This is a genomic window from Kitasatospora sp. NPDC051914, assembly GCF_040680995.1.
Classification (GTDB): domain Bacteria; phylum Actinomycetota; class Actinomycetes; order Streptomycetales; family Streptomycetaceae; genus Kitasatospora.
On the sequence record NZ_JBFAXX010000023.1, the window covers coordinates 57,800 to 70,621 of the forward strand.

At 73.4% G+C, this 12,822-nt stretch carries 10 protein-coding genes; 7 read left to right on the forward strand and 3 right to left on the reverse strand.

Annotated elements, in window-relative coordinates:
* Positions 1–91: 91 nt before the first annotated feature.
* The 3 genes from AB0M03_RS17200 (at position 92) to AB0M03_RS17210 (ending at position 3,490) form a co-directional block, all read left to right on the forward strand.
* A complete protein-coding gene (locus AB0M03_RS17200; protein WP_363492347.1) occupies positions 92–1,732 on the forward strand; it encodes a hypothetical protein in 1,641 nt (546 codons plus the stop codon).
* Between the two features lie 619 nt (positions 1,733–2,351).
* Positions 2,352–2,894: an SMI1/KNR4 family protein gene (locus AB0M03_RS17205; protein WP_363492348.1), complete on the forward strand. Its 543-nt coding sequence runs from the start codon at positions 2,352–2,354 to the stop codon at positions 2,892–2,894.
* Entirely contained in the window at positions 2,882–3,490 is a 609-nt protein-coding gene (locus tag AB0M03_RS17210; RefSeq protein ID WP_363492349.1) for an SMI1/KNR4 family protein, read from the forward strand. Before AB0M03_RS17205 ends, AB0M03_RS17210 begins: the two co-directional genes overlap by 13 nt.
* A gap of 66 nt (positions 3,491–3,556) precedes the next feature.
* Here the strand turns inward: AB0M03_RS17210 and AB0M03_RS17215 are convergent, their stop codons facing one another.
* Complete coding sequence (locus tag AB0M03_RS17215) at positions 3,557–4,000, reverse strand: VOC family protein (protein WP_363492351.1); 444 nt, start codon at positions 3,998–4,000, stop codon at positions 3,557–3,559.
* 180 nt (positions 4,001–4,180) lie between these two features.
* Between AB0M03_RS17215 and AB0M03_RS17220 the strand changes: the two genes are divergently transcribed.
* Together AB0M03_RS17220 and AB0M03_RS17225 are read left to right on the forward strand one after the other, a co-directional pair.
* Positions 4,181–5,314: a hypothetical protein gene (locus tag AB0M03_RS17220; protein WP_363492352.1), complete on the forward strand. Its 1,134-nt coding sequence runs from the start codon at positions 4,181–4,183 to the stop codon at positions 5,312–5,314.
* A 209-nt stretch (positions 5,315–5,523) separates the two neighbouring features.
* Entirely contained in the window at positions 5,524–6,975 is a 1,452-nt protein-coding gene (locus AB0M03_RS17225) for an alkaline phosphatase PhoX (protein WP_363492353.1), read from the forward strand.
* A gap of 62 nt (positions 6,976–7,037) precedes the next feature.
* Here AB0M03_RS17225 and AB0M03_RS17230 read toward each other — a convergent pair whose 3' ends face one another.
* Complete coding sequence (locus AB0M03_RS17230; protein WP_363492354.1) at positions 7,038–8,651, reverse strand: helix-turn-helix domain-containing protein; 1,614 nt, start codon at positions 8,649–8,651, stop codon at positions 7,038–7,040.
* A 213-nt stretch (positions 8,652–8,864) separates the two neighbouring features.
* Between AB0M03_RS17230 and pruA the strand changes: the two genes are divergently transcribed.
* Positions 8,865–10,493: an L-glutamate gamma-semialdehyde dehydrogenase gene (pruA, locus tag AB0M03_RS17235; protein WP_363492355.1), complete on the forward strand. Its 1,629-nt coding sequence runs from the start codon at positions 8,865–8,867 to the stop codon at positions 10,491–10,493.
* A 90-nt stretch (positions 10,494–10,583) separates the two neighbouring features.
* Positions 10,584–11,513, forward strand: coding sequence for a proline dehydrogenase family protein (locus AB0M03_RS17240; RefSeq protein WP_363492356.1), 930 nt, complete (start codon positions 10,584–10,586; stop codon positions 11,511–11,513).
* Positions 11,514–11,625: 112 nt separating this feature from the next.
* Here AB0M03_RS17240 and AB0M03_RS17245 read toward each other — a convergent pair whose 3' ends face one another.
* Positions 11,626–12,819, reverse strand: a complete 1,194-nt coding sequence (locus AB0M03_RS17245; RefSeq protein WP_363492407.1) for a TerD family protein — start codon at positions 12,817–12,819, stop codon at positions 11,626–11,628.
* Between the last annotated feature and the right edge of the window lie 3 nt (positions 12,820–12,822).

A 12,822-nucleotide genomic window follows, 5' to 3' on the forward strand; every position in this document is an offset into this window, starting at 1 on the left:
GCGGCGGGGCGCGGCGACCGATACGCTGAGTGGATGGGCCGACACGCGACAGGCCCTGGCCGGAACACAGCCACACGGGAGATCGCCAACGATGGCCGGACGACGCCGCAACACCCCTGACCACCCGGCCCGGTCCGGGCCGCAGGCGGCACCCGCCGAGAGCCTGCTGCCGGCCGACTACGACCTGGCCGAGCTGTACGGGGCGGGTGGCCGCGACGAGGACGACGAGGACCTCGACGACACCGCGGTGCTCGTCCCGCCGATCGCGCTGCCGCCCGAGGAGGAGCTCGCCGCCGCCGCCATGGCCGTCCCGCTGGTCGCCCATGCGGTGAAGCTGGCCCGCTGGTCCGCCCCGCACCGCGTGGTCGACGAGTTCGGCGACCTGGTGGAGGAGGACCGCGCCCCGGCCGCCCGGCTGCTCGGCCTCGCCGCCGAGGACGGCGAGGTGACCGAGGAGGCCGCGGTCGAGGTGCTGCGGGCCTGGTCGCTCGCCTGCGACCTCGACCTGGTCGAGCTCGGCACCACCCAGGCCGGGGAGCACGTCGCCGTCACCATGGAGGAGGCGGCCGACGCCGAGGCCGGCGACCCCGCCATCGTCCTCGACCTGTGGCTCACCGCCGCCGGCATCGTCCGCGAGCTCGCCGTCGACACCGACTCCCTCGACACCGAGGGCGAGACCCCGGACACGGAGGAGGACGAGGACGCCGCCGAGACCGGCCTCGCCGAGGTGGAGGAGGCCAGCGAGGCCGCCGCCGAACTCCTCGACGAGGCGATGCAGGTCCTCTACGAGCTCACCGCCTTCGCCGAGCCCGGCGACGAGACCGTGCCGCTCGGCGTGCTCGCCGCCCTCCTCGTGGTGCCCGAGGGCGAGGAGCCGGACGAGGAGATGCTCGGCGAGATCACCGACATCATGGTCGCCCTCGACCCGATGCTCGCCGACCTCGCCGAACTCGGCGTCGTCGAGCACAAGCCGATCGACCCGGACCTCTTCGAGGAGGAGGAAGAGGAAGAGGAGCCCGTCGAGGCCGCCGTGCCCGAGCGGGAGGCGACCGCCGAGGACGCCGCCCGCTTCGGCCTCGTCCGCCTCACCCCGCTCGGCCAGTACGGCGTCCGCGAGTGGCTGATCGCCGACGGGTACGACGCGCCGCTGATCGGCGACCTCGCCAAGGGCGACGCCGCGGCCCTGCTGCGCGGCCTCGCCGAATCGCCCAACGTCATGCCGGACCGGGAGATCGAGGTGTGGCTGGCCCGCCGCGAGCCGGTGGCGGCCGCCCGTGAACTCCTCGCCGCCTCCCGCGGGCTGGACGCGTACAGCCCGGTGCGGCGGCTGTACACCATGGCCGCGGTGATCTCCCTCGGCGAGCCGGGCGACACCGCCCTGGCCGAGTTCGTCGACGACCCCGAACTCGGCGGGATCGCCCGGGAACTGCTGCGCAACCACGGCAAGGACTACCCCGCCCCCGAGCGCGCGGACGTCCTCTGGGGGACGGTCGACCACTTCGCCGCCGTCCTGCTCACCACCCGCGGCGACGCCGCCCAGCTCCGCGACCTGGTCGCAGGCCTCCCCGTCACCGACAACCCGGCCAGCTACTTCGGCGAACTCTGGCGGGTACCGCACCCCTACACCGCCCAGGTCCTCGACACCGTCGGCGAACTCCACCTCGACCGCCAGGTCGCCAAGGAGGCCCGCAAGGCCGCCTTCAAGGCGAAGTCCCAGAAGGGGCACGGCTGACCCGGAGCCGAACGGCGGCGGCCGGTGTCGGCACCGGGCGGTAGCTTGTGCGGCCATGACGCACGACTGGATCGTCCGGCTCGTCGACGTCTCCCGCCTCGAACGGGAGGCCGGGCAGGAGAGGGAAGCTCTCCCGTGGCCCGGCCTCCGGGCACCCGCCACCCGGCAGGAGATCGCGGTCCTCGAGGATGAGATCGGCATGCCCGTGGAACCCGGGTACGCCGAATTCCTCGGGTTCACCGACGGGATGGAGGGTTTCTACCTGGGCATGTCGGTTCTCGGGTGCCGGGATCGGCTGGCCTCCGCCCTGCTGGCGCGGGCCGAGGAATTCCTGCAGATCGTGTTGGACACCGAGGTCCACCTCGACGAGGGCGTCCCCGAGGGGACGACGCTGGTACCGGTGGCCGTCAACGCCGAGGCGAGCGAGGGCATCTTCATGCTGAGCCCGCCCCGACCGTGCCATGGAGGTTCTTCTGGACCGGTAATGGATCCGCAGCGTTGTTCACGGCGTTCTCGGAAGTCTGTGACTACGCGTCCGGTGCCCGGCCGTGGTCGGACTTCTCCACCCTGTAGCAGGCGCCGATCGCGTCCGCCCCATCGGCCAGAAGTGAGGATGTGCATGAGCAGACCGACGCCCATGGCCCGGCTGAGGGGAATGATGCCCGTGCCCGCAGGTGGTGGCGACCGGGTGGACTGGCAGGCGGCGGAGGCGGCCCTCGGGACGGTGTTCCCCTCGGACTACCGGGAGTTCATCGAGCTGTACGGGGCCGGGTCGATCGGCGACCACCTCGGCGTCGTCCTGCCGATCGCACCGGACCTGCCGGGCCGGACCCTTCCGGACGTGGCCGACCATACCCTCGAAGCCCGTGGAGCGATGCAACGGAAGCGGGAGGGTCTGCCCGCGGGTCTCGACGAGTCGGCACTGGTGGGGTGGGGGTACGACGACGCCGCCGACGTGCTCTGCTGGATCACTGTCGGCCCCGATCCGGACCGCTGGCCGGTCGCCGTGTGGAGCCGCGGCGACCAGCGCTGGCTGGTCCACGAGATGGGCATGGTCGCTTTCCTGGTCGCGGTGCTGGCCGGTGAACTGGACGAGTGCCCGCTGAGCGACCTCTCGCTGTGGGACGAGCCCAGCCAGGAGTTCGTGCCGTGGAACGGCTAGTCACCTCCGGCTCCCCGTTGCCCCCGGCGCTGGCCGAGTTGCTCACTGTGTTGCCGCCGTTCCCCGGCAACGAGGGGGACCGGCGGGTCGACCTGGCCGGCGTGCCGGCTGCGGAGGCGGCGCTGGGTGTGCGGCTGCCCGGGGACTACGTGGAGTTCGTCGCCCTGTACGGAGCGGGGGACATCGGCGACCATTTCGCGATCGCTCGTCCCTTCGGGGAGCTCACCGACTCGCCGTACTCGCCGAGCATCGTGGACGTCACGGCCACGTACCGCGAGGCCGCCGAGCAGGAAGACGAACTGCGCTACCCGGGCCGGCCGGTGACAGACCTCGTCCAGTGGGGGACCGATGACAGTGCGAACAGCTTCCTCTGGCTGGTGACCGGGCCCGACAGCGATGCCTGGCCGGTGGTGGTCAACTGGCGGTCCGGAGGATTCACGGTGCACGAGGAGGGGTTCGCGGCCTTCCTCCTGGCGGCCTGCCGGGGCGCCGTCGGAGAGCGGCCCCGCAGGTTCGGCCTGGAAGGGGTCCGGCAGCTCCTGCCCTGGCGGGAGGTTCTGCAGGAGTATGAGCCGTACCCTGGCGAGTTCGCCTGAGCGGGTGGGCGGCGGCCTGCCGAGGAGCCGGACCGCCGCCATCCGCCGGACCGTACGGCCCCGGGCCTACGGCAGGTCGAGGCTGCCGTCCTCGGTGAAGGGGAAGAAGGGGTTGTGGGCCAGCTCCCAGAGGTGGCCGTCCGGGTCCTCGAAGTAGCCGGAGTAGCCGCCCCAGGAGGTGGCGGTGGGGGGCTTGACGACGGTGGCGCCGGCCTTGACGGCGGTGGCCAGGGCGGCGTCGACCTTGGCGGGGGACTCCAGGTTGACGGCCAGGGTCACCCCGCGGAAGGACGGCTCGCCGGTGGCGGGCACCCCGGCGTCCGCGGCCAGTTCCTCGGCGGGGAAGAGGCCGAGCACCGAGTCGGCGGTGCGGAACCAGACGATCTCCGGGCTGGACGCCGCCGACCTGCGCCAGCCGAGCGCCTCGTAGAAGGCGGTGGAGCGGGTCAGGTCGGTGACGCCGAGGGTGACGATGCTGATGCGGGCCGGGAAGTCGGTGGTCGAAGTCATGCGGCTCAGGGTAGGCAGCGCCGCCGACATCCGGCGGGTGTTCCCGGCCGGTCGGCGGGTCGTGCGCCCTGATGGCCCGCCAGGTGCGCCGACCCGTATCGTAGGCGGACGCGGTGCGGTGGTCGGGTCGGCCCGGCGGCGCCGCGGACGGCGCGGCGAGGACCCGGGGGTGCGGCGAGCATGACGAGGCAGGGCGCGAGCAGGCCCCACGACCCCGAGGGCGCCCCGGCCCGGGTGGCCGGGCACGAGGCACAGGACCGCCGGGTGCTGGCCGGTGCGGACTTCCCGCTGTACGCCGCCGAGGGCCTGCCCTCCCGCGGGGCCGCGGACCGGGACAGCCTGGCCGGGTACGAGGTCGTCGACGGCCGGCTCGGCTGGGTCGAGCTCCGCTCCGGGGACTGGGGCCGCCTGCAGGGCCCGTACGTCTCGGTGCGCACCCACCGCCCCGCCGACCCGGCCGGTCCCGAGCGGGCGCTGCCGGAGCTGGAGGACGCCGTCGAGGACGAACGCGACCGCGTCTACGACCAGTTGGAGGTCGACGAGGGCGACGGCCCGGGCCGGACCAGGGCGCTGCGCGGCTGGATCACCGTCGACGGCGAGCCCTGCCCGGTGCAGATCCACGAGGACCGCCGCCCGGACGCTCCCGGCGCCGGGGACGCCGGGGGCGCCCCGGTCTGGGCCGGGCGGCTGCACCTGGACGGTGTGGCCGTCACCGTCATCGCGCGGGGGCTGCCGCCGGCCGGGGTCGAGCTGCGCCGCGTCACCGACGCCGAGCCCTTCGTCCGCGGCCGGACCGCGCTGGCCCTGAGCCTGGCGGAACGTCAGCAGCGGCGCGCCGTACCGGTGGAGGAACGGGAGCTGCCTGCCGTCACCGGGCTGGAGGCGCACCGCGCCGTGGTTGAGCACGGCATCCACGAGGCGTTCGCGATGGAGGCGCAGCTGTGCTCGCGCCGTACCGGCCGGATACCCCGCAGGCTGCGCGGGGAGGCCGGGGCGGAGCGCTGGGAGGCCGCGGTGCGGCAGCAGATGCGGCTGGCCTCGGAGAGCCGCGAGGAGGCCGTGGAGGCGGTGTCCGCGATGGTCAACCAGCTGACCAGGCTGGCGCAGCGCACGGACTGGCTGGTGGGCACCGCCGAGGGCGAGGCGGCGGTGGCGGAGTCCGTCCGGTACACGGCGTTCGACAGCGAGGTGCCGAGCCTGGCCGCGCAGCGGGCCTGGGGGAGGCTGTGGGCGGGCGGCGTCCCGGGCGGCGCGGACGCGGCGGAGGAGGCCTGGCTGGAGGCCTGGGAGGACTGGCGGGGCGCGCGCCGCTGAGGGCCCGCTCGGGTCGCCCCGGCACGGCCGGCGGGCGGAACGGGGCCGGTGCTCCGGATGAGGCCGGTGCTCCGGTTGAGGACGTACTTCGAATGAGGACGGCAAAACACCACCGGGAGGCCGTGCCTGATTCATGCTCGGTTCACCCGCCGCGTCGAGTCTGCTGCGCGTCCCACCCCGTACGCCATCACCCTCAGGAGTGACCGACCATGTCGCTGTCCCGCCGGGACTTCGTGAACCGCTCGACCATGCTCGGGGCCGGTGTCCTCATCGCCGGCAGCGCCGAGGTGCTGGCCACCGCGCCCGGCGCGATCGCGGCCCCGGCCGGCGGCGACGCCCCGGCCGAGAAGGGTGCGCACACCGCGCTCGGCTACGGCCCGCTGGTGCCGGACCCGGAGGGCGTCCTGGCCCTGCCCAAGGGCTTCAAGTACCGGATCATCACCCACACCGGCAAGACCACCCTGGTCACCGGCGAGTCGACGCCGAGCAACCACGACGGCACGGCGGCCTTCCCGGGCCGGCACGGCGCCACCCTGTTGGTCAACAACCACGAGCTCAAGGGCGGGCGGAGCAACTGGCCGCACCCGGTGCCGCTGCTGGAGGGCTTCGTCTACGATCCGGCGGCGGCCGGCGGCTGCACCGTGGTCGAGGTGGCCAAGCGCGGCCGGCAGGTCCGCGAGTGGGTCGGCCTGGCCGGTACCTCCACCAACTGCGCGGGCGGCACCACCCCGTGGGGCACCTGGCTGTCCGGCGAGGAGACCGAGGACAAGGCCGGCAAGAACGGCATGACCAAGGACCACGGCTACATCTTCGAGGTGGACCCGTACGACCAGGACGCCAACCGCGACCCGAAGCCGATCAAGGCCTTCGGCCGCTACCCGCACGAGGCGGCCGTGGTCGACCCCAGGCGCGGCCACGTCTACCTGACCGAGGACGCGTCCGGTCCGAACGGCCTGCTGTACCGCTGGACCCCGCCGACCGGCTTCTGCCACGGCAAGGGCAAGCTCCGCACCCTGGCCGACGACGCCGGCGTGCTGGAGGCCTTCAAGTGCTTCGACTCGCACGGCAAGCTGGTCGACGACCTGTCCCGGGCCACGAAGATCGGCACCACCTACGGCGTCGACTGGGTGAAGGTGCCGGACCGCGACGCGAAGACGGTCTCCGTCCGCAAGCAGTTCAAGGACGGCGAGGTCACCCGCTCCCGCAAGCTGGAGGGCATGTGGTGGGGCGACGGCGGCACCTACTTCGTGGCGAGCTACGCCCGTGAGGAGAGCCCCGTCCAGCACGACGGCCAGGTGTGGTTCTACAACCCGGCCCGCCGCACCGTCACCCTGAAGGTGCTGCTCGGCGTCAACTCCGACGTCTGGGCGGACAACGGCAACTACGACGGCCCGGACAACATCACCGTCTCCCCGCACGGCGGCCTGGTGATCGCCGAGGACGGCGAGGGCCAGCAGCACCTGTTCGGCACCACGGACGACGGCCGGACCTTCCCGATCGCCCGCAACGAGTTCAACCTCGGCACCGCGGAGGAGCCGGAGTTCAGCGAGTTCACCGGCGTCACCTTCTCCGCCGACGGCGAGACGCTGTTCGCCAACATCCAGGATCCGGGCATCATGCTCGCCATCACCGGTCCGTGGCACCGCCTGCGCCGCCACTGACCGCCGCCGCCCCGCGGGGCCGGTGAACCCTCCCTCTGCGCGCTGCCCGTCGTCGACGCCCGTCAGGCGTCCTCGGCGGGCAGCCGCAGTTGCAGCATCGCCAGCAGCCGCTGCTGCGGCTGGGCGAGGTCCAGGCCGGTGAGCTGTTCGGCGCGGCGGACCCGGTAGCGCAGGGTGTTGGGGTGGATGTGCAGGGCGTCCGCGGCGACCCGCACCTCGCCGAGGGCGTCCAGCCAGGCGAGCACGGACTCGGCGAGCCGGGTGCCGTGCTTCCGGTCGTAATCGGCGAGCGCGGTGAGCCGCGCGTCGCGCAGGTGGGTGTGGTCCTGCAGCAGCGCCAGCACCTCGCTGACCAGGACCTCCGCCTGTACGTCGGAGAGCGCCGCGACCTGGTTCGGGACGCCGCCGCGGGCCATCGCGTCCAGGATGCGGTCGGCCTGCTCCCGGGAGTCGGGCACCCGGGCCAGCGTCTCCACGGTGGAGCCGATCGCCGCCAGCAGCCGCACCCCCAGGTGCTCGCGGGCCGCGTCGACCACCTCCTGCGCCCAGCCGCGCAGCGTCGCCGCGGGCAGGCCGGGCGGCAGCTCGGGCAGCAGCACGTACACCCGGGACTCGATCGGGGCTAGCAGTGCGCCGCGGTGCCGGGCCGCGGCGTGCACCGAGATCAGGCCGGTCACCTCGGCCCGGGTCAGCTCCAGGTCGGAGCCCTCGGAGGGGGAGTCCGCCGCGTACGCGAGGACGGTCGCCGGGCGGTGCAGCCCCAGGCCCAGGTGGGTGGCGAGCGACTGCGGCCCGGTGGAGCCCTCCAGCAGGCCGGTGAGCAGGGTGCGGGTGAGGCGGACGTCCGCGGACAGCTCGCGCCGGCGCCGCACCAGCTGTCCGGCGGCGACCCGGGCCGCGCCGACCAGCGTCTGCTCGGCCTGCTCGGCGAGCGGCTGTGCGCTCTCCTGCACCCAGATGGTGCCCAGCGGCTGGGCGCCGGCCCGGATGCCGATCGCCAGCCGGCGGCGGATGCCCAGGTCCGGGTGGGCCTCGATCTCGATGACCGCGTCGGAGCTGCGCAGGTGCTGGAAGACGCCCCACTCGCGGAGCTTGGACAGGTACGGCTCCGGGCCCTGCCAGCCGAGGATGGTCAGCCGCCGCAGGTCGTCCAGCTCGTCGGAGTCGGAGGAGCGCGAGTAGGCGAGGACCCGGCTGGTGGTGTCCTCGATGGAGACCACGCCGTGGGTGAGCACCGCGACCGTCTGGGCGAGGGAGAACAGGTCGCCGGCGTCGGGGTCGGCCGCCTCCGGGGCGTCCGGGCCGGCGACGAGCATCCGGGCGAGCCCGTCGAGGTGGTCCCAGCGGGTCTCCGGGCGCACCGACAGCAGCGCGACCCCGGCCTCCGCGGCGGCCTCGCGGAGCGCGTCCGCCGGGCCCTGGGCGTCCAGTTTGACGGCGACCGCGGCGGCCCCGGCCCGGCCGGCCTCGCGCAGCACGGGCAGCGCGGCCCGGCCGCGGACACCGATCGCCAGCACCAGTTCGCCGGGGCCGGCCGCGGGCGGCTCCTCCGGGTCGAGGATCGCCACGCCGCGCACCGGCACGTCCAGGCCGGCGGGGGCGGCCTGCAGCTCGACCAGCGGCTCGCCGAGCGACATCAGCAGCTGCCGCAGCGGCAGGCCGGGGGCGGCGGTCACCGGACGGCGCCCGTCGGCGCGGCCCGCAGCGGCGGGGCCGGCACCGGGGCGGCCGGCTTCGGCCGGTCGGCGGGTCTGTTCACACGTACAAGGGTATCGGCCGCACTTTGGCGGCCCGGCCAATCAAGTGGCCCCGTCCCGCGGCATAGCGTTGCCGCATGGCCGACGTGCGACCCTCGCCGGCCCCATGACGAGAAGGAGAGCGTGCGCGCCATGGATGCTGTGACCCAGGTCCCCGCGCCGGTGAACGAGCCGGTCCACAGCTACGCCCCCGGCAGCCCGGAACGGGCCCGCCTGGAGGCCAAGCTGAAGGAGCTGGGTGGCCAGGAGCCCCTCCAGCTCACCATGACCATCGGCGGCGAGCACCGCATGGGCGGCGGCGACGAGATCCACGTCGTCCAGCCGCACAACCACGCCGCCCGCCTCGGCACCCTGCGCAACGCGACCCGGGACGACGCGAAGGACGCCGTCGAGGCCGCCCTCGCCGCCGCCCCGGCGTGGCAGGCGCTCTCCTTCGACTCCCGCGCCGCGATCTTCCTCAAGGCCGCCGACCTGCTGGCCGGCCCCTGGCGCGAGACCCTGGCCGCCGCCACCATGCTCGGCCAGTCCAAGACCGCCCAGCAGGCCGAGATCGACACCCCCTGCGAGCTGGTCGACTTCCTGCGCTTCAACGTGCACTTCGCCCGGCAGATCATCTCCGAGCAGCCGATCTCCTCGGACGGCGTGTGGAACCGCAGCGACCACCGCCCGCTGGAGGGCTTCGTCTACGCGATCACCCCGTTCAACTTCACCGCGATCGCCGGCAACCTGCCGACCGCGCCCGCGCTGATGGGCAACGTGGTCATCTGGAAGCCGTCCCCCACCCAGCAGTTCGCCGCGCACTACCTGATGCAGCTGCTGGAGGCCGCCGGCCTGCCCAAGGGCGTCATCAACATGGTCACCGGCGACGGCCTGGCCGTCTCCGAGGTCGCCCTCAAGCACCCCGCCCTGGCCGGCATCCACTTCACCGGCTCCACCGCCACCTTCCAGCACCTGTGGCGCGAGGTCGGCACCAACATCGCCGGCTACCGCACCTACCCGCGGATCGTCGGCGAGACCGGCGGCAAGGACTTCCTGGTCGCCCACCCGTCCGCCGACAAGGCCGTGCTGAAGACCGCGATGACCCGCGGCGCCTTCGAGTTCCAGGGCCAGAAGTGCTCGGCGCTCTCCCGCGCCTACGTCCCGGCCTCCCTGTGGGCCGAGCTGAAGGACGACTTCCGCGACGAGGTCGAGTGGCTCACCATGGGCGACGTCTCCGACCTGTCCAACTTCATGGGCGCCGTCATCGACGACCGCTCCTTCGCGAAGAACAAGGCCGCGATCGACCGCGCCAAGGCCGACCCGAAGGTCGAGGTCCTGGCCGGCGGCACGTACGACGACTCGGTCGGCTACTTCGTCCGCCCGACCGTCCTGGTCTGCGAGGACCCGGCGAGCGAGTACTTCCGCGACGAGTACTTCGGCCCGATCCTCGCCGTGCACGTCTACCAGGACGAGAAGTACGACGAGATGCTCGCGCAGATGGAGTCCGTCGCCTCGTACGCCCTGACCGGCTCGATCATCGCCCAGGACCGCGAGGCCGTGCAGCACGCCATGCACGTGCTGCGCCAGGCCGCCGGCAACTTCTACATCAACGACAAGCCGACCGGCGCCGTCGTCGGCCAGCAGCCCTTCGGCGGCGGCCGCGCCTCCGGCACCAACGACAAGGCCGGCGCCAAGCAGAACCTGATGCGCTGGACGTCGACCCGCTCGATCAAGGAGACGTTCGTCCCGCCGACGGACTACCGCTACCCGCACATGGGCTGACCTCCCCGTGCACCCCGGGACGGCGGCCGACACCCCGTGGCCGCCGTCCCGTCCTCTCCGCCACCCGTGAAGAAAGCCCAGGAGTCACCGATGCTCCGTTCCGCCCTCCTTGCCGCCTCCCGCTCCGCCCAGGTGCGGACCGTCGTCGAGAAGTTCCCGCCCACCCAGGCCCTCGTCAAGCGCTTCGTCGCCGGCGACCTCCTGGAGCAGGGCATCGACGCCACCGCCGAACTCGTGGCCAGCGGCCGCAAGGTGACCCTGGACCACCTCGGCGAGGACACCCTGGACGCCACCCAGGCGGCGGGCACCGCGGAGGCCTACGAGCACCTGCTCGCCGCGCTGAAGGAGACCGGCCTCGCGGCGAACGCCGAGGTCTCGGTCAAGCTCTCCGCGGTCGGCCAGTTCCTCCCCGCGGACGGCGAGAAGATCGCACTGGAGAACGCCAGGCGGATCTGCGAGGCCGCCGCCGCGGCCGGCACCACGGTGACCCTCGACATGGAGGACCACACCACCACCGACTCCACCCTGGAGATCGCCCGCGAACTGCGCGCCGACTTCCCGTGGCTCGGCGTCGTCCTCCAGGCCTACCTGCGCCGCACCGAGGCCGACTGCCGCGACCTCGCGCACGCCGGCTCCCGCGTCCGCCTCTGCAAGGGCGCCTACAAGGAGCCCGAGTCGGTCGCCTTCCAGGGCAAGGAGCAGGTCGACCTCGCCTACGTCCGCGCGCTCAAGATCCTCATGGGCGGCGAGGGCTACCCGATGGTCGCCAGCCACGACCCCCGCATGGTCCGCATCGCCGGCCAGCTCGCCGAGTGGAACAAGCGCGACACCGACAGCTTCGAGTACCAGATGCTGTACGGCATCCGCCCCGAGGAGCAGCTGCGCCTCGCCGAGGCCGGCAACACCATGCGCGTCTACCTGCCGTACGGCCAGGAGTGGTACGGCTACTTCATGCGGCGCCTCGCCGAGCGCCCCGCCAACCTGGCGTTCTTCCTGCGCGCCATGGCCACCCGCGGCTGATCGCACCGTCTGCCGCGGGGACGTGGGACGGGCCGGCAATCGGGGTCCCGATTGCCGGTCGGTCCAAGGAGGGGACGGGCGTGTGGGCGCCCGTCCCCTCCGTCGTGCCGCGCTACAGCATGCGGGCGGCGGGGTCGACCATGCCCCGGGCGGTCTTGGCGTCGACGTACTCGCCGAGGGCGGTCATCACCCACTCGCCGGAGAACTGGCGGACCAGCTTGCACATGGCGACGCCGGTCCGCGGCTCGGCGTGGGTGAGGTCGAAGCGCACCAGCTCCTGGCCGCTGCCGGCGTCGAGCAGGCGGCAGTAGGCGTTCTTGACGTCGGTGAACTTCTGCCCGGAGAAGGAGTTGACGACGAAGACCAGGCCGGAGACCTCGGGCGGCAGGCCGTCGAGGTGGACGGTGATGGACTCGTCGTCGCCCGCGCCGGCGCCGGTGAGGTTGTCACCGGAGTGGGCGACCGCGCCGTTGAAGATCGACAGCTTCATGAACCACGCCGTCTCGATCTTCTTGCGCTGCGCGTCGAAGGCGATGCAGGAGGCGTCCAGGTCGACGTTGCGGCCGCGGCCGGCCGGCTCCCAGCCGAGGCCCATCCGGACGGCGGACAGGAAGGGCTTGCCGCCCTTCTCCAGCGAGACCGAGCCGCCCTTGGTGAGGCTGACCCGGCCCTTGTCCAGGGTCACCTTCGTCATCGACGGGGCGGCGGCCGGGGGAGCGGGCGGGGCGGCCGGCGGCGGGGGCACGGCCGGCTTCTGCATCGGCTGGGCGGGCGGTGCCGCGGGCACCGGCGGGGCGGCGGCGGCCGGCCCCGGGTCCTCCACCGAGACGCCGAAGTCGGTGGCGATGCCGGCCAGCCCGTTGGCGTAGCCCTGGCCTACGGCTCTGACCTTCCAGGCGCCGCCGCGGCGGTAGACCTCGACGACCACCAGGGCGGTCTCGGTGCTCAGCCGGGGCGGGGTGAAGGTGATCAGCACCTCGCCGCTGGCGGCGTCCCGCACGGTGGCGGTCGGCTCGGTGCCGGCGAAGGTGGCACCGGCCTCGTCGAGACTCGCGGTCACGACGATCTTCTCGATGCCGGCCGGCACGGAGGACGTGTCCACGGTGATCGCGTCGGGCGTGCCGGCGGCGGCCGGCCGGTGCGTCACCCCGGGGCCGTTCGGCGCGTTGAAGAACACGAAGTCGTCGTCCGAGCGGACCTTGCCGGCCTCGGTCAGCAGCAGGCCGGAGACGTCCAGCGCCTTGGGTGCCGTCACCTCCACCGTCACCCGGGCGGCGTTGAGTGGGGCGTTTCCGCCCTGGGTCAGGAC

Excerpts from the sequence above, each read along its gene's own strand:
- pruA (WP_363492355.1), top strand. The coding sequence starts at position 8,865 with ATGGATGCTGTGACCCAGGTCCCCGCGCCGGTGAACGAGCCGGTCCAC.
- AB0M03_RS17220 (WP_363492352.1), top strand. The coding sequence starts at position 4,181 with ATGACGAGGCAGGGCGCGAGCAGGCCCCACGACCCCGAGGGCGCCCCG.
- AB0M03_RS17240 (WP_363492356.1), top strand. The coding sequence starts at position 10,584 with ATGCTCCGTTCCGCCCTCCTTGCCGCCTCCCGCTCCGCCCAGGTGCGG.
- AB0M03_RS17215 (WP_363492351.1), bottom strand. The coding sequence starts at position 4,000 with ATGACTTCGACCACCGACTTCCCGGCCCGCATCAGCATCGTCACCCTC.
- AB0M03_RS17200 (WP_363492347.1), top strand. The coding sequence starts at position 92 with ATGGCCGGACGACGCCGCAACACCCCTGACCACCCGGCCCGGTCCGGG.
- AB0M03_RS17225 (WP_363492353.1), top strand. The coding sequence starts at position 5,524 with ATGTCGCTGTCCCGCCGGGACTTCGTGAACCGCTCGACCATGCTCGGG.
- AB0M03_RS17205 (WP_363492348.1), top strand. The coding sequence starts at position 2,352 with ATGAGCAGACCGACGCCCATGGCCCGGCTGAGGGGAATGATGCCCGTG.